Annotated in this window: 19 protein-coding genes, 1 tRNA gene and 1 riboswitch; of the genes, 10 read left to right on the plus strand and 10 right to left on the minus strand. The window is 56.0% G+C overall.

What is annotated here, in order from left to right:
• Positions 1 to 11: 11 nt before the first annotated feature.
• The 3 genes from I9184_RS16020 to I9184_RS16030 all read right to left on the minus strand — a co-directional run bounded on the left by I9184_RS16020 (position 12) and on the right by I9184_RS16030 (position 2,317).
• Positions 12 to 674: an HD domain-containing protein gene (locus I9184_RS16020; protein ID WP_209835143.1), complete on the minus strand. Its 663-nt coding sequence runs from the start codon at positions 672 to 674 to the stop codon at positions 12 to 14.
• Positions 658 to 1,758: a chorismate synthase gene (gene aroC, locus I9184_RS16025; protein ID WP_209835144.1), complete on the minus strand. Its 1,101-nt coding sequence runs from the start codon at positions 1,756 to 1,758 to the stop codon at positions 658 to 660. Before aroC ends, I9184_RS16020 begins: the two co-directional genes overlap by 17 nt.
• Before the next feature lie 118 nt (positions 1,759 to 1,876).
• Positions 1,877 to 2,317, minus strand: coding sequence for a 6,7-dimethyl-8-ribityllumazine synthase (locus I9184_RS16030; RefSeq protein ID WP_209835145.1), 441 nt, complete (start codon positions 2,315 to 2,317; stop codon positions 1,877 to 1,879).
• A 119-nt stretch (positions 2,318 to 2,436) separates the two neighbouring features.
• Positions 2,437 to 2,636, minus strand: a riboswitch (FMN riboswitch).
• 54 nt (positions 2,637 to 2,690) lie between these two features.
• Here I9184_RS16030 and I9184_RS16035 point away from each other — a divergent pair.
• Positions 2,691 to 3,302: an FMN-binding negative transcriptional regulator gene (locus I9184_RS16035; RefSeq protein ID WP_171638453.1), complete on the plus strand. Its 612-nt coding sequence runs from the start codon at positions 2,691 to 2,693 to the stop codon at positions 3,300 to 3,302.
• 19 nt (positions 3,303 to 3,321) lie between these two features.
• Here the strand turns inward: I9184_RS16035 and I9184_RS16040 are convergent, their stop codons facing one another.
• Positions 3,322 to 3,768 carry a cytochrome C gene (locus I9184_RS16040; protein WP_171638455.1) on the minus strand — a complete coding sequence of 149 codons (447 nt, stop codon included), beginning with the start codon at positions 3,766 to 3,768 and terminating at the stop codon, positions 3,322 to 3,324.
• A 461-nt stretch (positions 3,769 to 4,229) separates the two neighbouring features.
• Between I9184_RS16040 and petA the strand changes: the two genes are divergently transcribed.
• The 4 genes from petA (at position 4,230) to I9184_RS16060 (ending at position 7,531) form a co-directional block, all read left to right on the plus strand.
• Positions 4,230 to 4,814, plus strand: coding sequence for a ubiquinol-cytochrome c reductase iron-sulfur subunit (gene petA / locus I9184_RS16045; protein ID WP_152459513.1), 585 nt, complete (start codon positions 4,230 to 4,232; stop codon positions 4,812 to 4,814).
• Positions 4,815 to 4,829: 15 nt separating this feature from the next.
• Positions 4,830 to 6,161, plus strand: a complete 1,332-nt coding sequence (gene petB, locus I9184_RS16050; RefSeq protein WP_171638457.1) for a cytochrome b — start codon at positions 4,830 to 4,832, stop codon at positions 6,159 to 6,161.
• A gap of 17 nt (positions 6,162 to 6,178) precedes the next feature.
• Positions 6,179 to 6,964, plus strand: a complete 786-nt coding sequence (locus I9184_RS16055; protein ID WP_171638459.1) for a cytochrome c1 — start codon at positions 6,179 to 6,181, stop codon at positions 6,962 to 6,964.
• 150 nt (positions 6,965 to 7,114) lie between these two features.
• The gene (locus tag I9184_RS16060; RefSeq protein ID WP_171638461.1) at positions 7,115 to 7,531 is read left to right on the plus strand and encodes a nuclear transport factor 2 family protein; all 417 of its coding nucleotides are present in this window, start codon (positions 7,115 to 7,117) and stop codon (positions 7,529 to 7,531) included.
• A gap of 22 nt (positions 7,532 to 7,553) precedes the next feature.
• Here I9184_RS16060 and mtaB read toward each other — a convergent pair whose 3' ends face one another.
• Both mtaB and dapF read right to left on the minus strand, forming a co-directional pair.
• Positions 7,554 to 8,810 carry a tRNA (N(6)-L-threonylcarbamoyladenosine(37)-C(2))-methylthiotransferase MtaB gene (gene mtaB, locus I9184_RS16065; protein WP_209835146.1) on the minus strand — a complete coding sequence of 419 codons (1,257 nt, stop codon included), beginning with the start codon at positions 8,808 to 8,810 and terminating at the stop codon, positions 7,554 to 7,556.
• Positions 8,807 to 9,649 carry a diaminopimelate epimerase gene (gene dapF, locus I9184_RS16070; protein ID WP_209835147.1) on the minus strand — a complete coding sequence of 281 codons (843 nt, stop codon included), beginning with the start codon at positions 9,647 to 9,649 and terminating at the stop codon, positions 8,807 to 8,809. Before dapF ends, mtaB begins: the two co-directional genes overlap by 4 nt.
• Positions 9,650 to 9,859: 210 nt before the next feature.
• Between dapF and I9184_RS16075 the strand changes: the two genes are divergently transcribed.
• The 3 genes from I9184_RS16075 to I9184_RS16085 all read left to right on the plus strand — a co-directional run bounded on the left by I9184_RS16075 (position 9,860) and on the right by I9184_RS16085 (position 12,677).
• Positions 9,860 to 9,935: transfer RNA gene (locus I9184_RS16075), tRNA-Lys, on the plus strand.
• Positions 9,936 to 10,042: 107 nt separating this feature from the next.
• Positions 10,043 to 10,849, plus strand: coding sequence for a hypothetical protein (locus tag I9184_RS16080; protein ID WP_245218173.1), 807 nt, complete (start codon positions 10,043 to 10,045; stop codon positions 10,847 to 10,849).
• Positions 10,824 to 12,677 (plus strand): 7-cyano-7-deazaguanine synthase, encoded by a 1,854-nt coding sequence (locus tag I9184_RS16085; protein WP_245218174.1) that lies wholly within the window; start codon positions 10,824 to 10,826, stop codon positions 12,675 to 12,677. The genes I9184_RS16080 and I9184_RS16085 overlap by 26 nt, the downstream gene beginning before the upstream one ends.
• On the opposite strand, the gene I9184_RS16090 is transcribed toward I9184_RS16085, so the two are convergent.
• Together I9184_RS16090 and I9184_RS16095 are read right to left on the minus strand one after the other, a co-directional pair.
• Positions 12,678 to 13,739 carry a site-specific integrase gene (locus tag I9184_RS16090; RefSeq protein WP_209835148.1) on the minus strand — a complete coding sequence of 354 codons (1,062 nt, stop codon included), beginning with the start codon at positions 13,737 to 13,739 and terminating at the stop codon, positions 12,678 to 12,680.
• Positions 13,717 to 14,223: a helix-turn-helix domain-containing protein gene (locus I9184_RS16095; protein ID WP_209835149.1), complete on the minus strand. Its 507-nt coding sequence runs from the start codon at positions 14,221 to 14,223 to the stop codon at positions 13,717 to 13,719. The genes I9184_RS16090 and I9184_RS16095 overlap by 23 nt, the downstream gene beginning before the upstream one ends.
• Positions 14,224 to 14,842: 619 nt before the next feature.
• Here I9184_RS16095 and I9184_RS16100 point away from each other — a divergent pair.
• A complete protein-coding gene (locus I9184_RS16100; RefSeq protein ID WP_348539540.1) occupies positions 14,843 to 16,357 on the plus strand; it encodes a phospholipase D family protein in 1,515 nt (504 codons plus the stop codon).
• A gap of 200 nt (positions 16,358 to 16,557) precedes the next feature.
• Here the strand turns inward: I9184_RS16100 and I9184_RS16105 are convergent, their stop codons facing one another.
• Positions 16,558 to 18,141: an arylsulfatase gene (locus I9184_RS16105; RefSeq protein WP_171638478.1), complete on the minus strand. Its 1,584-nt coding sequence runs from the start codon at positions 18,139 to 18,141 to the stop codon at positions 16,558 to 16,560.
• 99 nt (positions 18,142 to 18,240) lie between these two features.
• Here I9184_RS16105 and I9184_RS16110 point away from each other — a divergent pair, with 99 nt between their 5' ends.
• Positions 18,241 to 18,903 carry a Crp/Fnr family transcriptional regulator gene (locus I9184_RS16110; RefSeq protein ID WP_171638480.1) on the plus strand — a complete coding sequence of 221 codons (663 nt, stop codon included), beginning with the start codon at positions 18,241 to 18,243 and terminating at the stop codon, positions 18,901 to 18,903.
• A 302-nt stretch (positions 18,904 to 19,205) separates the two neighbouring features.
• Here the strand turns inward: I9184_RS16110 and I9184_RS16115 are convergent, their stop codons facing one another.
• Complete coding sequence (locus I9184_RS16115) at positions 19,206 to 19,586, minus strand: hypothetical protein (RefSeq protein ID WP_171329884.1); 381 nt, start codon at positions 19,584 to 19,586, stop codon at positions 19,206 to 19,208.
• Position 19,587: the final 1 nt, after the last annotated feature.

Raw genomic sequence — 19,587 nt, forward strand, 5'->3', positions numbered from 1 at the left:
AACGGGTGGATTCAGCAATTCACCCAGGATTGCGGCAAGGAACAGCCGATCTCTTCGGCGAATTCTTCAAGAAAGCGGATCATGCGCGCGGTGCGTTGTTCTGCAATCCGCCTTCCGGTTTCGGTCAACATGTCACCTGGCAGGCGCAGAAGTTTCACCTTCCAGTGGTCGAGCGAGAAATGAAGGTCATCCAGTGGCCGGGCTTGGGCAAAAGGGTCCGCCGGATCGTAAAGAGTACGCCCCAAGGCTCCGGAAACGGAAAAGTTGCGGGCGATACCGATGGCGCCTAGGGCGTCAAGGCGGTCCGCATCGCGCAGAATGCGTGCCTCGATCGTTTCAGGGGGGATATCGGCCGAAAAACTATGGGCTTCGATCGCGTGCTGGATCGCACGGACCTGATCGGCCTCAAACCCGATTTCCTTAAGAATAGGCTCTGATTCCGCTGCGGATCTGCGCGAGGCAAGATGCCGGTCGGGATCGTCCTTGGGCAGATTCACAAGATCATGCAGATAACTTGCGGCCAGCAGCACGGACATATCGGTTTGATCATCTGCGATGGCCCGGGCGTTGGTCCAAACACGATCCAGATGGGCCAGATCATGGGCCGGATCCGTTTCCATGCGATGTGCGACCACAGCCCGCAGGCGGGAGCGCAGATCAGCCGATCCGTCCACGGTTCTCTCCGATCTGGCCGCGATGCAAGAGCAGGTGGTCGAGGATCACGCAGGCCATCATCGCCTCTCCTACCGGGACCGCGCGAATACCAACACAAGGGTCGTGACGGCCCTTGGTGATGATCTCGGTCTCTTCGCCTGATTTGGTGATGGTTTTGCGTGTGGTCAGAATAGACGAGGTCGGCTTGACCGCAAAGCGAACGACGATGTCCTGTCCGGTTGAGATGCCGCCCAGAATCCCGCCCGCATGGTTCGAGCTGTATTGTGGGCCATTCTGGCCCATGAAAATCTCATCCGCGTTGGCCTCGCCCGTCAGTTCAGCCGCGGCCATGCCTTCGCCGATTTCGACGCCTTTCACCGCGTTGATCGACATCATCGCAGCGGCTAGATCAGTGTCTAACTTGGCATAAACCGGCGCGCCAAGCCCTGCGGGCACGCCGCGCGCCACAACTTCGACAATTGCGCCAACCGAGTTGCCGGACTTGCGCAGATCGTCCAGATAGGTGGCCCACTTCTCGGCGGCTTGCGCATCCGGTGTCCAGAACGGGTTCTGCTCGATCTGGGACCAGTCGAAATTGTCGCGCTCGATCTTATGCGGCCCGATCTGGGTCATGTATCCGGTGATCTGCACGTTGGGCGCAATCTGTTTGATCGCCTCACGCGCCAATCCACCCGCAGCAACACGTGATGCTGTTTCGCGTGCAGAACTCCGCCCGCCGCCGCGATAATCCCGGATCCCGTACTTCTGCCAATAGGTGATATCGGCGTGCCCCGGGCGGAACTTTTCCATGATATCGCCATAGTCTTTCGAGCGCTGATCGGTGTTCTCGATCATCAGTTGCACAGGCGTTCCGGTGGTCTGCCCTTCGAACACACCAGACAGGATTTTCACCTGATCGGGTTCGCGCCGCTGGGTGGTGAACTTGTTCTGCCCCGGTTTGCGCTTGTCCAGCCAGTGCTGGATCATGGTCTCGTCGATCGCGACACCCGGCGGACAGCCGTCAACAGTGGCACCCAAGGCGGGTCCATGACTTTCACCCCAGGTGGTGACACGGAATAGATGGCCAAAACTGTTCATCGACATGGGGCGGGCTCCTTTGGGATCGTGATTAGCGGGGAGCGCCGTGAGCCTCAAGGGGATTTGCGAATTGGTGCGCGCCACCTTGCGGTGGCGCGAATGAGTAGTTTTGAGAAGATGAAGATCAGGCGGCCTGCGTCAGCGCCGTTCGGGTCGCTGTGATATTCAGCGCAGCTTGTGCGGCTTCGCGGCCTTTCTCAACAAAATGCGCGCGGTAGATGGCGTTGTGATGATCGGTTTCCTGATACTGGTGCGGCGTCAGGGAGACGGACAGGACCGGTACGCCGGTATCCATGCCGGCGCGCATCAACCCGTCCACGACGGCCTGCGCCACGAAGTCGTGCCGGTAAATGCCGCCATCCACGACAAATGCGGCGCAGGCGACAGCCGCGTAGCGGCCGGTTTGGGCCAGATCGCGGGCCAGCAGCGGCATCTCGAACGCGCCGGGAACGTCGAAAACATCGACCTGATCGGCCGGGATCAGTTCAAGAAACCCGTCCAGCGCGCGGTCGACGATGTCGGAATGCCAGTTGGCTTTGACAAAAGCATAGCGGGTGTGTGTCATCGTGATCTCCTTTCAGTTCGGTGGCCTGCTGGCGGTCGCGAAAACCTTTGCTGCCAGCCCGGCATGACACGTCACCCAAGGCGATCACGAGCAGGCGCGCCGGTTCACCGGCACGACTTGCACGTTCTCTTCCATCCGGACTTTGACCGTCGGCTCTGGCCTCTCACCAGATCTGCTGACACTCTTTCGTGGTTCCACACTTTGTCCGAATACCGGCTCCTGCCTTTCGGATCGTGGACACGGCAGAGCCGCTCGCGGGCTTACGGGTCATGGCCCGCATACCGCCGGTGGGGAATTCCACCCCGCCCTGAGAACGAGGCAGACCTTGCCAAGAACCAACCCCATCTGCAAGAGATTTGGCAGGAGGTCGCCTATGCACCCAAATCCAGCCTTCCGCGCCGAGGATCGTGCGCGTCATATTGAATTCGCCCGCGACCGGGCTTTTGGCGTTCTGGCGATTTCCGGCGACGGCGCGCCATTGATCAGTCACGTGCCCTTTCTGCTGTCTGAGGACGGTGCGGTGGTCGATCTTCATCTGGTGCGATCAAACCCGATTGTCCGTATGCTGCACGGGCCGAAAGAGGTCAGGATTGCGGTGCAGGGGCCTGATGGCTATGTCTCGCCCGACTGGTACGGTGTCGCCGATCAGGTTCCGACTTGGAACTATGTTGCCGTGCACCTGACCGGACGGCTTGAACTGCGCCCGCAGGACGAGCTGCGTGATTTGCTGGATCGACAAACGGCATTCTTTGAAGATCGACTGCTGCCCAAAGCGCCATGGGTCACCGGGAAAATGTCTGATGACGCGTTGGCCAGAATGATGCGGATGATCGTACCATGCCGGATGCAGGTAGAGGATATCCAGGGCACCTGGAAACTGGGCCAGAACAAGCCGGAGGATGCAAGAATCGCTGCTGCCGACAAAGTGCCCGGCGGATTTGGCAGTGAAACCGGTCAGCTGGCCGCCTTGATGCACAAGGCGTAACCAGCACCGGGAAACAGGATTACTCGGAACTGAAAGTTGCCAGATAGGCGGCGATATCTTCCGCGCCTTTCCTGAGCTTGACGCTCATGTTCGGGCGGGCGGTTTCGTCATCCAGATACTCTTTGATGAAACCGATGGGGTCTTTGGAATAGGCGGCAATGTTTTCTTCGGTCCAGATCAGACCTTCTTCGCCAGCACGGATCATGTCATCGGTGAACATACCGACCGGCAGGCGCTCGCTGCCGTAGCGATAGTCATTCTCGGACCCGGCGACACGTCCGACGACACCATAGAGATTCGGGCCGGTGATTCCGCCTTTGACCAGTACTTCGCCGTCCTTGATGATCGCATGACACGATGAACAGCGGTTGTACATCGCCTCGCCTTTCGCTGGATCACCTGCCGCAAGTGTTTGCGAGGACAGGGCCAATGTGAGTATCGCAGTGGCCAGGGTGATTTTTGACATTGGGGTCTCCTTGCAGGAGTTCGCGCGTTTTTGCGCTGTCCGGTATTCACGCAAAAAGTGCAACTGTGTAATTGCGCTCAATTTTCGATTTAAATCATCTATTTGGCAAATATGATTTACCCAGCAGACAATCGCTGCTTCGCGATGCTGATTGTCAAGAATACGCTCTCAAATGACTGGCCGACTGGTGGTCAGAATCGGGCTGGATTTCGCCTGCAAAACTGAGTTCGAAGTTCGAATCAATCCCCGTTGATTCGAAGCCGCAGGTAAAGTTGCGGACGAGAATCACCAAAAAAAGCCCCTCGTCACGTGCATGAAGGGACACATGCGGCGTATTGCGCGTTTATGAACGCTGGACGAACACTATTCTCCCCGATAGTAAGCGCGGTTAAGACACCGCATTCGTGCGGTGCGCGAGCTATTTGCCCGTCCGCGGGCGCCAGATAATCGGAGATAACCTCGTGTCCCACGCAGAAGACCACGAAGGCACCCGCAGAGATTTCCTGTACTACGTCGCTGGCGGCGCAGGTGTCGTTGCAACGGGTGCAGCCGTATGGCCACTGATCAACCAAATGAACCCGTCGGCAGACGTTCAGGCGCTGTCCTCGATCCGTGTGGATGTGAGCGGCGTCGAGCCGGGCACGCAACTGACGGTAAAATGGCTGGGAAAACCCGTTTTTGTCCGTCACCGCACCGGTGCCGAGATTCAGGAAGCCCAGGAACAGGACGCCGAAGGTGTTGATGCGCTGCCAGATCCGCTGGCACGCAACTTCAACCTGAGCGCAGATGCGCCTGCGACTGACGCAAACCGTGTCATGCCGTCACCGGAAGGCGAAGCGCCGGGTGCTTGGATCGTTCAGATGGGCGTTTGTACGCACCTCGGCTGTGTGCCTCTGGGGGATGCCGGCGACTTCGGTGGCTGGTTCTGCCCGTGCCACGGCTCGCACTACGACCTCGCCGGTCGTATCCGTAAAGGCCCCGCGCCTGAGAACCTGCCTGTCCCGCCCGCAGAATGGGTGGACAACAGCACAATCAAACTCGGCTAAGGGAGACCCAAACTTATGTCCGGAATTCCCCACGATCATTACGAGCCGAAGACAAACGGCGAGAAGTGGCTGAACAGCCGCCTGCCGATTGTCGGCCTGCTGTACGATACCCTTATGATCCCGACCCCCAAGAACCTGAACTGGTGGTGGATCTGGGGCATCGTTCTGGCGTTCTGCCTGGCGCTGCAAATCATCACCGGTATCGTTTTGGTGATGCACTATACCCCGCATGTCGATCTGGCCTTTGCCAGCATCGAGCACATCATGCGCAACGTGAATGGCGGTCACTTTATCCGCTATCTGCACATGAATGGCGCGTCGCTGTTCTTTGTTGCGGTTTACATCCACATGTTCCGCGGCCTGTTCTACGGCTCGTACAAAGCCCCGCGTGAAATCACGTGGATCATTGGTATGCTGATCTACCTGATGATGATGGGCACCGCCTTCATGGGCTATGTTCTGCCCTGGGGTCAGATGTCCTTCTGGGGTGCGACTGTGATCACCGGCCTGTTTGGTGCGATCCCGTTTGTTGGTGACGCGCTGCAGACCTGGCTGCTGGGTGGGCCCGCCGTGGACAACGCCACGCTGAACCGCTTCTTCTCGTTGCACTATCTGCTGCCGTTTATCATTGCGGCATTGGTTGTGGTGCATATCTGGGCCTTCCACACCACCGGCAACAACAACCCGACAGGTGTTGAAGTGCGCCGGGGCTCGAAAGCTGAGGCCGAGAAAGACACGCTGCCGTTCTGGCCGTACTTCGTGATCAAGGATCTCTTCGCCCTAGCCGTGATCCTGGTCGTGTTCTGGGCCGTCGTGGGCTTTATGCCGAACTATCTGGGCCACCCGGACAACTACATCGAAGCCAACCCTCTGGTGACACCTGCACACATCGTTCCCGAATGGTACTTCCTGCCGTTCTACGCGATCCTGCGCGCGTTCACCGGTGAGGTCTGGGTCGTTCAATTCGCCAGCTTCATCACCGGCGGTATCATTGATGCTAAGTTCTTCGGTGTTCTGGCGATGTTCGGTGCGATCCTGGCCATGGCGCTGGCGCCCTGGCTGGACACCTCGAACGTGCGTTCGGGCAAGTACCGTCCGATGTTCAAATGGTGGTTCTACCTGCTGGTCATCGACTTCTTTGCCCTGATGTGGCTGGGTGCGATGCCCGCGGAAGAGCCCTATGCGACCTTCTCGCTGATCGCGTCCGCCTACTGGTTCGCCTATTTCTTCGTGATCCTGCCGATCCTCGGAGTGATCGAGAAGCCTCTGGCACAGCCCGAGACCATCGAAGAAGACTTCAACGCGCATTATGGCAAGGCTGACGCCAAAGCCACGCCGGCCGAGTAAGAAGAGGGACCGGAAACATGTTCAAGAAACTTGCAATCGGCGCCGCGTTTGCCTTGGCCCTGACCCCTGTTGCATCCATTGCAGCAGGTGGGGGTGAGCAGCATATCGAAGACTTCGACTTCTCGTTCGAAGGTCCCTTCGGTACCTGGGACCAGCATCAGCTGCAGCGCGGCCTGCAGATCTATACCGAGGTCTGCGCAGCCTGCCACGGTCTGCAATATGTGCCTCTGCGCGATCTGGAAGCGCTGGGCTATTCGGAAGAAGAAGTTATCGCTTATGCAGCGGGCAACTTCGAAGTGTTCGACCCCGAGCTGGACGATTTCCGCCCGGCGATTCCGACTGACCACTTCCCGGCCAACAACGGTGTCGGCGCACCGGACCTGAGCCTGATGGCCAAGGCCCGCGCGGGCTTCCACGGACCTTACGGTCTGGGCATCAATCAGCTGGTCAAAGGCATGGGCGGAGCCGAGTACATCGCCTCACTGCTGGACGGCTATACTGGTGAAGAGAAGGAAGAGGCAGGCACTGTCCTCTACGAAAACAAGGCCTTCCCCGGCGGCTGGATTTCGATGGCACCGCCGCTGGCGGATGAACAGGTCGAGTTTGCTGACGGGCACTCGAACTCTGTCGAACACATGTCAGAGGACGTCGCGGCGTTCCTGATGTGGGCGGCCGAGCCGAAGATGATGGAGCGCAAGAACGCCGGCTTTGTTGGCGTGATTTTCCTCACCGTTCTGTCGGTGCTTCTCTATCTGGTCAACAAGCGCCTGTGGGCTCCGCACAAGGGCAAGAAATCCGCCTGATCCGTCAGGGTAGGTTTAAGAAAATTAAAAAGGCCCCGTGCGTCGCACGGGGCTTTTTCTTTGAAACCGCTCGACAACTTCTTCCTTGACGCGAACCCCGTGCAGCACGACGCTGGTTGCATTGTAGAAGTCATTTTGGAGTGAATTGTCATGAACGCTTTGTCGAATGCCGCGAAACTGCGCGAGGCCTTTTCCAGATGGAACGAATCCAAGGGTTCGAACCTGAAAATGTGGGACGACTACACGACCGACGATATCTGCATCCGGTCCCTTGGCGACGGGAAAAACGGGCTGGACTTCAGTTGCGCCCGCAAGGGGCAGGGTCAGATGCACCAATATCTGAAGGAATTGACGGATGCCTTCGAAATGGTCCACTGGACGTTGAAGGACACCATAGCCCAGGACGACCGGGTCGTCGGGGTGGGCGTCACGGCCTGGACACACAAAGCCAGCGGCCAGAAGGTCGAAACGCCGGTCGTTGTCATTTGCAAGTTCTGCGGCGACCGGGTCTGCGAATATCAGGAATTCTACGACACGGCCGCCCTCGCTGCCGTGACCGGGCAATGAATGCCGCCGGCAGCCGACGCCATCACGCGATCAGCTGGGTTTGAGTATGACCGGTGACTGCCGCCGTCACGATCTCGCCCTCGGTCCGGGGGGCCGAAAAGGACACTTCGGTGAATTGCTCGGTTCGGCCCATGTGCGGGCTTTCCATCAGGATGTGATGGGTTTTGCCGATTTGTTGTGACAAGTGCTTTGTGACCTGAGCGTCGCCTGCTGCGCGCAAGCGGGCGGCGCGATCCTTGATGACCGTTCCATTCACCTGCTGCGGTATGCGGGCCGCCGGTGTGCCTTCACGCTTGGAATAGGGGAAGACATGCAGCCAAGTCAGGTCGCAGTCGCTGATCAGCTTCAGCGAGTTTTCGAAATGCGCTTCGGACTCGGTCGGGAAGCCTGCGATGATATCCGCACCAAAGGTCATGTCGGGGCGCAGCTTGCGTGCCTCTTCGGTAAAGCGGATGGCGTCGTCGCGCAGATGGCGGCGTTTCATGCGCTTTAGAATCAGATCGTCGCCGTGCTGAAGCGACAGGTGCAGATGCGGCATCAGGCGCGGCTCGGTTGCGATGGCCTGCATCAGATTCTCGTCCACCTCGATCGAATCGATCGAGCTGATGCGCAGGCGCGGCAGGTCGGGCACCAGCTTGAGGATGCGCATGACAAGATCGCCCAGTTTGGGGCTTGCGGGCAGGTCGGCGCCCCAGGATGTCAGATCGACCCCGGTCAGCACGACCTCGTTATAGCCCTTGTCGACAAGCCGCTTGATCTGATCCACCACCACACCGGCCGGCACGCTGCGCGAGTTGCCCCGGCCATAGGGAATGATGCAGAAGGTACAGCGGTGGTCACAACCGTTCTGGACCTGCACATAGGCGCGCGAGCGGGTGCCGAATCCGTCGATCAGATGGCCGGCCGTTTCGGTGACCGACATGATGTCATCCACCTGCACCGCCTCGGTCTGACCGATGAAATCAGTCGCCATGCCTTGCCAGGTCTCGGGCTGCATCTTTTCAGTGTTACCGATGACCGCATCGACCTCGTCCATCTGCGCAAAGGTTTCGGGCTCGGTCTGGGCGGCACAGCCTGTGACGATCAGGCGGGCATTCGGATTCTCGCGCCGTAGCTTGCGGATTTCCTGCCGGGCCTTGCGCACGGCCTCAGCCGTCACGGCGCATGTGTTCACCACCACAGCGTCTGTCAGACCGGCCTGTTGCGACAGTTCTTTCATCGCCTCAGTTTCATAGGCATTCAGGCGGCAGCCCAACGTGGTGAACTTGGGCGGGTTCATCCCAGTGACCTCAGAAATTCAGGCGTCAGAGTGCCAGAGAAAACGTGACATGTCGGGCCGGTCATCCAGACACCATCGTCGCGCCAGTCGACCCAAAGCGTGCCACCATCCAAATCAATCCGCACCTTGCACCCGGTCAGCCCCCGTCGCGCGGCGGCCACAGCCGTTGCACAGGACGAAGACCCAGATGCCAGAGTGATGCCTACTCCGCGCTCCCATACGCGCATACGGATGTGATCCGGACCAATGACCTGGGCCACTTGGACATTAGTGCGTTCGGGATAAAGCGGGTGGTATTCGTAACGCGCGCCGAATTCTGCCAACGGGATCGCTTCGGCGTTGTCAACGAAGAACGTGCAATGCGGGTTGCCCATTCCCGTTGCCGTCGGGGTGCCTTCGATCGGCAATTCCAGCGTATCCATTTCTTCTGCCAGAGGAACTTCGCGCCAGTCCAGCTGCGGGTGCCCCATGTTGACCGAGGTGAGCCCATCGCCGGCATCCCGCGCATGAAGGGTTCCCCGTTCCGTGGTGAGCTTGAGGGCAGAGCGCCCCGTCTCATCCATAAGCAACCGTGCAATACAGCGGGTGGCGTTGCCGCAGGCGGCAGAAGTTGATCCATCGGAATTGTAGAACACCAGATGCGCGTCGGCTTCACCCTTTTCGATAACGGCCAACTGATCGAATCCCACCCCAAATTGCCGATGCCCGATTCCCCGGGCCAGCGTCGGTGTGATCGGGGCATCCTGTGCGCGTGCGTCAACAATGACAAAGTCATTGCCCAGCCCGTGCATCTTTATGAAGGGCAGTCCGGTGTCGAGTCTCTGTTGCATGGCGGGCATATAACGTCGGTCCGAACATGAATCCACCCTGTCGCGAAGATTCCTCAAAAAAGGGGTTGACCCTCCAGCGCCACCTGCCTAATTAGGCCGCCTATCGGGTTGCCGGAAACACGCGTTGTTACGGCGAAACGAGGCGCAAAATAAGGGCTTGAACCCGGTCGGGGAATTGCCGTAAAGAGCGCCACGGATCAACAGATCCAACAAAAGAGTGGGCCGTTAGCTCAGTTGGTAGAGCAACTGACTTTTAATCAGTGGGTCGCAGGTTCGAATCCTGCACGGCTCACCACTGTTTTCAAATACTTACGAGGCGATCTCATGCCTAACACTCGCTTCGGGTAAGCGTAGGGTAAGCGTAGATGCCGATTTTTCCCTTTAAATTCGCCCGAGGGTTGCATGACTCTGCAGACAAGGGAGGAACTGATGGGACACATCAGGCTTGGCACTTTGCCTCGGTCCAGGAAGTGGCGCGAGGTCGTTGATCTGATCGCAACCGATGCGTCAGTCGAAGAGATCGCCGAGGCCGCAGCGGATGCATCTGAGAGCGATCTCGCACGGGCGAGTCGTGATCCCAGGTTTCAGTTTGTAAGTGATCTCCTCGTGAGGCTGCCTTTGCTTGCAAGGGCTCCGGGCTTCGAAGACGCTTTGGCTGACTTGGGCATTACGACGTCGGAACTCGGTTCAGTGACCGGCTTGCTGGCCGGTTTGGATCGTGCCGTTGATGGCAGGAGCTTCGATCTCCGAAGTTCCTCAGATGCAGGAGAATTGGCGAAGGCCGCGCTCTTGGAAAGCCTTTCCGTTCAGCTGCACGACCGGTTGCCATCCCTGTTTGAACCGACACCGCAAGAAATTCGCCAAGCACTCGCGAGTTTCGCCTCGGGCGATGCTTTTGCAAGACTCGCGCGGGATTTCTTTGCCCGGCTGACATACCGCTCTCTAGACTACTATCTGAGCCGGGAACTCGCCAATCACACTGGCGAGGATCGACGCTTTTCCACCGATGCACAGCGAGTGGCATTTCAACAAGCCCTCGCCCAGCACACATTTGAAGTGTCTAGAATTGTCGAAGAATATGCGGGCGGCTGGTATGGCAAAACCGTCTGGCAGAAGCAGGCGCTTGATCGCGATGCAATAGACAAGTTCACAGCTTACGCGTTCAAAAAGATGCGCTCGGAGTTTGGGCGCCGTCGCGCCGTTGCCTGAAGTTGAAGTCAGATGGTTGCCGCCCCTGACAAAAAGCGGCGGTGATGAAGTCCTGCGTCTCGACATTGCTGACCGCGAAGTCGCAATGACGCTACGGATTGGACAATTGAACCGTCAATTGGTCGAGGGATTGCAGGATCGTGCGCTCGATTTGCTGGAGATTGCCGCACTTGTTTATTGCGCGGACGCGGCAGTCAGCCGTGGTGGTTTGGCGGATCAGAAGATGGGTGAGAAGTGGCACAGACGGTTCGTAGCCACCATGCCGGTACGCGATCTGGATTTCTGGCAACGTGAGAGCGTAATACAGGTTCTGGAAGAAACGTTGATGTTTCTATCCGGCGACCGCTTTGAATTTTCTTTTTCGACCAAAGACGAACCGGATGCAGAGCGATCGCGCTTCTTCAAATTCGGCCGAAATAGTTCATGGAAGCCCCACCGTGTCTTGATGTTTTCCGGCGGGCTCGATTCCTTTGCGGGCGCTGTGGAAGAAATCGTGGAACAGAAGCATCGGGTTGCTTTGGTCAGTCATGCCTCGTCCACGAAAATAGCGCCGGTCCAGAAACGGCTGATCTCAGCGCTGAGCAAACGGTACGGACCGGAAAAGTGCCGTCACATTCCCATGACCGCCCAGTTGAAGGGCCGATCGACTGCGGAAAGAACGCATCGCACACGCTCATTCTTGTTCGCGGTACTTGGGTCGATCACTGCAAAGGCCTTCGGACTGGACCGCTTGTCGTTCCATGAAAACGGCGTTGTGAGCCTCAACTTGCCGCCGGTTGGCAGTGTCATTGGAACGCGGGCGACGAGAACGACCCATCCTAAGGCACTCAACCTGTTGACCGGTTTTCTGCGGCTTGTTTTCGAGAACGATATGCGCGTCGACAATCCCTACTTCGCGCGCACTAAAGCTGAAGTCGTGGAGCGCATCTCCCAACTTGGGATGGCAGATCAAATTGTCGAGACGCGCAGTTGCGCGGATGTGCATAATCAAACCAATCAATACTTCCATTGCGGTCGCTGTTCGCAGTGTATCGATCGGCGTTTTGCGATGCTCTCAATAGGGCTTGAACGTTTTGACCCTGAAGATGCGTATCGCGTGGACCTGATGTCGGACGCTCGACCGAACGGCATCGACCGGGAGATGGCGTTGTCCTATGTGCGCAATGCAGTATTGTTTGAAAACGCCACGCCAGATGCACTGATCCGAAATTTCCCAGTTGTGTTAGATGCGGTCAATCACCTCGACAATCCGCCGGACACAGCCATGTCGATGATCGCAGATTTGCTGAACCGTCATGGAAAGGCTGTCACATCGGTGATGCGTCAAACTCTTGAAAGCAAGTCACCCGGCGAGTTCCCTGAACAGAGTTTGCCAAGTCTATATGGTGCGATGCAGAGCGGCTTAACCTTGCCGGCAGTGCCTGCTGCGTCAGTTGAAAAAAACGAGAAAGAGCAACCACCGCTGACCATAGAAATCGACAAAACCTCACGTTTGGTTTTGATCGGCGAACATATTGAGCTTAAGAAAAACGCCACAGTGGATCTGTTGATCGTTTTGGCTGAAGAGTGGCTCCGTGCAGCAGGCAAAGGTCTCGAACCTTTGGAGTATCCCTGCTTAAAGTCTGGCGACCTCGTCGAAAAATTAGGCGTTGAAACCGACGAAGTCGTTAGGCGGAGAATACTGACCGCGCGAAGAACGATTGCAAAGAGATTCGAGTCCGCTGGTCTGTCAGTTGATAAGCCCCAAGAGTTGATCGAAAATCTCTCTTGGAACGGATACCGGCTTGCTCCCGAGCGCGTGGTCGTTCGGGTGCGTCACCGGAGCTGATCATTCATCAATAACCGCGTCCTCGTCTGGCAATGGTCCACGGCGGCGAAACCGCCCCATCAGTTCGACCTGACGGCCAGGTGAAACAGAACCATAGGAGCGGAACGTCGTCATCACGTCGTCGTGTCCCATGTTCTGCGACCAGGCTTTATAGTCCTCTGGTGTCCTGCAGTGAAGTTTTGCCAGCTCTGCGATCGTATCTCGCACGCGGTGCGGCGAAAATGGTGGCAGCCCGGCGTTAACGAAAGCTTGCTTGAAGATCCTGGCCGCAGACGACGGGCCGGCCCACGGCTCGCGCGCGATACCTACTGCCTCAAACCGTCTGGACGGGCCAACAGCTACGCGCGTCTTTGGGAACAGAGGATCCGTGTCCGAGAAAAGATGGTCCTGACGAAGCTCCGTGATCCAGTCTCGCAGAATCCTTTCGACATCATCACCGAAGGGAAAGAAACTGGTCGTGAAAGACTTTCCAAACTTTGTATCCACGGAACGGCCGTCAAACTGCACGCATTTATTGGCTGGATCGACATGACCCAGCCGCAGGGTGATGGCGGCACCTTCGCGTGATCCGGTCAAGAAAAGGAAAGCGATCAGGGCGCGGTCACGGCGCTGGATCACTGTTTCTGCAGGCATGATGGACAGCAGGTGGTTTACTTGTTCAGGGGACGGATGCGGCTTCCACAGGGTGCTTCGACGGGCTTGTTCCGATTTGCGATCCGGCGTGAGATAGGCAATGTCTGCGCGCGAGATCCTGGACTTGTACCCCGGTTGGTCCGCCATCCAGTCAAAAAGCTTCATGACATCGCGCAACACTCCGTTGATCGTAGCTGCCGACAGTGGCGCGCCCGTTCGTTCATTGCGCAGACCTTGCAGATGGCGTTTGAACGCGCGCGCCCTTTCTGAATGGAACGCCCTGTAGTCCTTACCTTTGAGCCATTTATCATAGATGGCAATCGATGCTGCGGCTTTGTCGATCGAAGATTGCGACAGCCCCTTTGCGTCCTTCAGCCAGACAAGGTGTTTGCGCTTGATGCGCAGGTTATCCGAGGTGTGTTTTGGCATGGGTCTCGGGCTCCTCTTTCAAGGTCACTTTTAAATGGGGTTCGGTACAGGACACTAATCTTGGGGAGGCTTGTTGAAGTGTGACCTCCAGTTTGGCCTGAATGGCTTCCAGATCTGAACGGCGAATGATCTTGTTCATGACCGCACCACACGTCGGACAGAGGGCTGTTAGGCGGCCGCTGGAAGCTTTTTCCTGAACATAATCCGCAATCTTGCCGTCAGGTTCACGCGGACCTCTGCAGCTGAGGCAGTAGCAGTAATGCAATGCCAACTTGCACCGCGCCTTGCGTTGTCTTTGTCCGAGGAAGTCCTTGAGCACATGTCCTTCGATCAACCAGGGCTTGCTGCTGGTATCAGCCGCAAGTCCGTTGTTCCCAATCCAGCGAATGACGGTCTGGCGATGACAGCCTAAAACGTCCGCCACCTCCCAGACTGTGTAGACAAGGTGCGATTTGACTTTGTGTGAGGGGAAGGACTTTGCCATTACACACCCTCCCCGGAAATCGGGCCGCATGTATTCTGGCAGACCTGCGCCTCCTCAAAGGCTTCGATCACTCCTTCATCGTATAAAACGCGCGCGCCGATCTTCAAAAACCTGGGGCCCTTTCCGAGCCAGCGCTACTGCTCCAGCGTCCGCGGCGACATGTGCCACCGCTCCGCCAGCTGATCTTGTGTCAACTTGGGCATATCAACCTCAATTGCTCACTGCGGCACGAGGAAGTTCGGTCCGCTTCTGTTGAACAAAGTGAGGGTTCGGATCTCTAAAATCTGTGGCCGCCGCCAATAAAGGCGTGACACATGCCATGGCTAAGTTATTGATATTATGTGGCTTGAATCAGAAAGGTGTGACCCATCCGCAAAATGCGTGACCTTGCCATCCAAATCGCAGGGATTCAGCGGCTGCAAATAACCCGAAAGCTGACGTTAATCAAAAATGCTTGGAAGACGGCTTCGAGCCCAAAGTGGGCAAAATGCTGCGCTGAATCTGTGCCCCGGTCTAAGCTCTTGAAAAACTGTCTGTCGATAGTTCAAGTTCATCAACAAAGCCACGCTGATTTAATACAACGGGACCCTAAATGCGGCTAATTAGGATTTTATTGATTGTGGTAGCGTTGATCGCAATCGCCATAGTAGGGTTAAGGTTGGCGTTTCCTCTTCCTGAAGAAAACTTTTCTGAGTTGACACATAGACAAGGTGCCGATTGGGCCGGACCCTTGGGAGCAACTATTCAAAATGCTCTGGATAGGAATCCAGGGCTCGACGGGGTGCGGCCTTTGGGAAATGGACGCGCCGCTTTTGCGGCTAGGGCCATACTTGCGAGGGAAGCGACATCTTCAATCGATGCTCAGTACTACATTTGGCAGGATGACGTTACGGGCCTGATGCTTCTAGACGAGCTTAGGGCAGCAGCCGAGCGAGGCGTACGAGTCAGGTTGCTGGTCGACGATAACGGCATCTCCGGATTGGATAGTTTGCTTGCCGAACTGGACGCTCTGCCCAGTGCGAGTGTGCGCATTTTCAATCCGTTTACGCTGAGAAACCCCAAGCTTTTGTCTTACGTATTTGATTTCAGTCGCCTGAACAGACGAATGCACAACAAGTCTATGACAGTAGACGGCGTGGCTACAATTGTCGGCGGACGAAACATCGGTGACATTTATTTCGATTATGGAACTGGAACGCACTACCTGGATGTAGATGCGATAGCCATTGGGCCAATTGTTGAAGAGGTTTCTCAATCATTCGACGCGTACTGGAACAGTGCTTCATCCTATGACGCGGACCTTTTTTTGGAGCCTCCGCTAAAACAAAGCCTTCAAGCCATGGCCGACGCAGCGCGTCAGACTGCTGCTGGCGCCGGCTATCAAAAGGCGATCCAGGAAAACGAACTGGCCGACCGAATAGCCGCACATGATCTGAAATTCGAATGGAGCGAAGTCACCCTTTTTGTAGACGACCCGGCGAAAGGTTTGGGGGAAGTCAAAAGTGGAGACCTGATCGTCGAACAACTGATCGAATTCGCCAATACATCACAAATCTCACTAGACCTTGTATCGGCGTATTTTATTCCCGGCGAAAGAGGCGCTGATGTTCTGCGATCGTTGGCTGAGTCCGGAGTAAAGGTGCGCGTTTTAACCAACTCTTTAGATGCTACGGATGTGATGCCGGTTCATGCGGCGTATATGCGATACAGGGATGATCTTCTGAACAGCGGTGTAGAGCTTTTGGAGCTGCGAGCCTTGCGACAGGAACATCGCGATCGAAGTCTACCAGAGATTCTGGCCGGATCAGCATCTGGGTTGCACGCAAAAGTTTTTGGGTCTGATAGAGAACGGGTTTTTATTGGCTCATATAATCTGGATCCCAGATCCGCACGTCTCAACACTGAAATGGGCCTCATGATAGAAAGTCCAACAATTGCTGCTTCGCTCGCTGAGCAATTGAACAAGCCCGAGTTTTCGTATCGCGTCGAGCTTGACGACAACGGCGAGATAATCTGGCTGCAAGTAGAACAAGACGGAACAGTTACCGTTCACACCAACGACCCGGAAACAAACGGCTTCCAGCGCGCATTGACAGTGGTCGTAAGGTGGCTGCCAGTCGAGTGGATGCTCTGACTGCTCGACTTCTAACAGTCAGGTTTTTCTCAGTCGTTCAAATTTTGATATTCGAGCTGAGGGTGTCCGCTGAGAGCCCAAAAGGAGCCCATTAAAACGATTGAGCAAACCGAGACATTACAGAGGGACGAATGAGAATATCCGCCCCTCTCACCGAGGCACTCGCTAAAAAATCTTCGTTTCCAACAGTCTAAAACCAGCTACTGCAGTGCTTTGCTGATGAAGTCCTCAACCACGTTGGACATGTCGAAGGACTCACCCCCTTGAACCGGAGGGTGGTCCGCAAGAGATCCCAAGTGCATGCCCATAAGAGTGCCCATTGGTTGGATCAGCCAGGACACTTTCTGCATGAGATGCCCGTAAGAATCGACTGAATCGAAGCTCTCGAAAGGGTCCATTCGGATATTGAAGACCAAAGGAGCACCGGTGCGGGCCGCAACGGGATCGTAGTAGTTTTCCTTGGTGGCAAAATGGAACTTCCAAGGTCCCATGCGAACCGCCATGAGGCGTGCTTCGTAGTAGTGGAAGATATGAGAACGGTTGGAATGCTCCTGCTCACCCTTCCAATAGCCGAGGTTGTCAACACCGTCGATGAACTGTTGCTCCTGCTCCATAGCTTGTGCGGCGATGTCCTCGATGCCGGCAGCGCTCGCCAGTGATGTAAACATATCCTGATGTCCCTGGATGCCGTTCAGTACCTTTCCTGCTTCCAGAGTGCTTGGCCAACGGATCATTGATGGCACCCGGACTCCACCTTCATAAGTGGTCATTTTTTCACCGCGGAAAGGAGTGGTCGCACCGTGAGGCCATGAAGAATGCTCTGGCCCGTTGTCTGTCGAGTACCAAACGATTGTGTTCTCAGTCAGCCCCTGTTCGTCTAGCCAGTCAAGCACGATGCCAATGTCGTGGTCGTGCTGAAGCATGCCGCTGCCGTGCAAGTCCGCTTCTGATGTGTATTTTTCGGCTGCGTAGCGCCATTCGTCATTTAAGCGAGTATAAAGATGCATGCGGCTGGTATTGAGCCAGACAAAGAAAGGTTCGCCGGCCTCTTTGGAAGCGGACATGAAGTCCAGCGCCAAAGGGATCACTTCACCTTCGTCGAAGTTTTTCATCCGGTCTTGGGTTAGCGGCCCCGTGTCCTCAATGGTCTGCGTTCCTACCTTGCCAAATCGCGGATGCTCAGTCGGATCGTCGGTTTCCGAGGCGAAGCTGTGGATTACTCCGCGTGTGCCATACTGTTCTTCATAGGCTTCCAACGAGCCCGCAAACTCCTCTCCAAACCGCTGGTAATCGCGTTGTTCAGCCTCTTCCTGCGTGTTCAGGTGATAGAGATTGCCGAAAAATTCGTCGAAACCATGCATTGTCGGCAAGTGTTCGTTGCGATCACCGAGGTGGTTTTTGCCGAAGTGGCCGGTGCGATAGCCTGCCTGGTTCATGTAGTCTGCAAGTGACGGGGATTCCTGCTGCAAACCTAATGGAGAGCCGGGTTGACCCACGGTCGTCATGCCGGACCGAATTGGATATTGCCCAGTGATGAAAGCGGCACGCCCTGCCGTACAACTTGGCTGGGCATAGTGGTCCGTGAAACGAATGCCTTCGTTTGCGATCCTGTCAATATTGGGCGTGGTGTATCCCATGGTGCCCATACCGTACGAAGACAAGTTCTGCCATCCGATATCGTCACCCCAGATCACCAAAATATTGGGACGTTCATTTTCTTGCGCGATTGCGGTATTGCCAATTGCCGTCAAAGCAAACAAGCAAATCAGTTTTCCGAAATTCATTGGAGTCCCCCTTATTTTGAAAACAAGCTAGGTCACTGATGATAAGGTTCTTGAAAATTTCAATTGCCCCACACGGTGCAATTCTTTTAAATTTTGCGAATGTTACACAGCATATTGCTTGAACGCGGATGGCTTGCTCTACAACCTGAGAGCTTTCAGCAAGCTGTTGTGGCGGCAGGCCAGATTCTGCATTTTGAAGGTGGAGAAACTATATTTTCCGTCGGTGATCCACCCGGCGGTGCTTACGCAATACTCCGAGGCGCCGCCGCCATCGAAATCGCGCCAGCCAGAGACGGGCCGCATTTCGTACACGTTAGTGCACCCGGAGCATGGTTAGGGGAAATATCTTTCTTCACGGGAGAAAAACGGCGGATCACATTCAGAACTGTCGCAGCGGCTGATCTGTTTTTCCTACCGCTCGACGCCATGGAGCGTCTCTCTAAACACGACAGTGAAGCTATGCGCCGATTTGCGCAGATCACCGCTCAGAACGTCGACACAACATTCCGCAAAATCGAGATACTCCTTGATCCCGACCCCATGCGACGCATCGCTGGGACGTTGTTACAATGTCGCGGCGAAATGAAACGAGGCCCCATCTTCTTGTCGCAAGCGGACCTTGGCCGCATGGCTAACGTGTCGCGAAACACTGTTGTCCGTACTTTAAAGGAGTTTTCGCAGCGCGGCTGGCTGCGTCCTGGATACGCCCGAATTGAAATTCTTGAACCAAGCAAGCTGGATCGATTCAATCGGAAAACCTAGGCTCTCATACTATCGTCAGCGCAGTGCTTCGAAAGGCTGTTTTGTCCGCGAAGCAGACATTGACTTGATGAACTTCCAATAACTGCTTTGCGGACTGAAGCGGACTTTTGATGTGATCGCTCCAAAGACAGCTATGCGCCCAATACAGACATTACATTCTCACATGCAGGAAAGGTAGCGAACCTTAATTGCGGGGGCAAACACGTGGCTTTGTTGAAAGCTCCGCTCTAGATCTTAACATAAATCCACTTCTTATTGGCAGAAAGCTCGGAGCGGAAAGCTCCGAGCCGCGTTCCCTACCATCAGGACTGACTAAGTTTCTTGAGTTGCAGGAAGCTCATCACCGCAAGAAACGCAAAGAATGCGGGATCCGACCAACCAAAGCCAGTGAAGATACCTGTCAGCGCCGCATATAGCGTTACGACAAAACCAAGTGCGTTGGTTGCCATCAGCCCGGTCAGCAGCTTCCGGGCGGTTGCACCGTCGGTCACATCCCTAAGAAGAAAGCCAATAATGGCAATCCCTCCAAGAAAAATGCTGTTGTGCTGCGACAGGAACCAGGCGTAGCGGTCATTCAGCTCCAATCCGTAGTTTGGCCACAGAAAACCAGGCAGAAAAAACAGCGCAAAGGCAAACAACGCATAGATTGTGCTGTGAAGGGTCAGGAATGTTCGATTGCTCATT

The sequence above is a fragment of the Ruegeria sp. HKCCE3926 genome, assembly GCF_017872515.1.
Lineage (GTDB): Bacteria > Pseudomonadota > Alphaproteobacteria > Rhodobacterales > Rhodobacteraceae > Ruegeria.

Coding starts and splice junctions, on each gene's coding strand:
- aroC (WP_209835144.1), bottom strand. CDS start 1,758: ATGTCGATGAACAGTTTTGGCCATCTATTCCGTGTCACCACCTGGGGT.
- I9184_RS16030 (WP_209835145.1), bottom strand. CDS start 2,317: ATGACACACACCCGCTATGCTTTTGTCAAAGCCAACTGGCATTCCGAC.
- I9184_RS16035 (WP_171638453.1), top strand. CDS start 2,691: ATGCACCCAAATCCAGCCTTCCGCGCCGAGGATCGTGCGCGTCATATT.
- I9184_RS16040 (WP_171638455.1), bottom strand. CDS start 3,768: ATGTCAAAAATCACCCTGGCCACTGCGATACTCACATTGGCCCTGTCC.
- petB (WP_171638457.1), top strand. CDS start 4,830: ATGTCCGGAATTCCCCACGATCATTACGAGCCGAAGACAAACGGCGAG.
- I9184_RS16055 (WP_171638459.1), top strand. CDS start 6,179: ATGTTCAAGAAACTTGCAATCGGCGCCGCGTTTGCCTTGGCCCTGACC.
- I9184_RS16060 (WP_171638461.1), top strand. CDS start 7,115: ATGAACGCTTTGTCGAATGCCGCGAAACTGCGCGAGGCCTTTTCCAGA.
- mtaB (WP_209835146.1), bottom strand. CDS start 8,810: ATGAACCCGCCCAAGTTCACCACGTTGGGCTGCCGCCTGAATGCCTAT.
- dapF (WP_209835147.1), bottom strand. CDS start 9,649: ATGCCCGCCATGCAACAGAGACTCGACACCGGACTGCCCTTCATAAAG.
- I9184_RS16080 (WP_245218173.1), top strand. CDS start 10,043: ATGACTCTGCAGACAAGGGAGGAACTGATGGGACACATCAGGCTTGGC.
- I9184_RS16090 (WP_209835148.1), bottom strand. CDS start 13,739: ATGCCAAAACACACCTCGGATAACCTGCGCATCAAGCGCAAACACCTT.
- I9184_RS16095 (WP_209835149.1), bottom strand. CDS start 14,223: ATGGCAAAGTCCTTCCCCTCACACAAAGTCAAATCGCACCTTGTCTAC.
- I9184_RS16105 (WP_171638478.1), bottom strand. CDS start 18,141: ATGAATTTCGGAAAACTGATTTGCTTGTTTGCTTTGACGGCAATTGGC.
- I9184_RS16110 (WP_171638480.1), top strand. CDS start 18,241: ATGTTACACAGCATATTGCTTGAACGCGGATGGCTTGCTCTACAACCT.
- I9184_RS16115 (WP_171329884.1), bottom strand. CDS start 19,586: ATGAGCAATCGAACATTCCTGACCCTTCACAGCACAATCTATGCGTTG.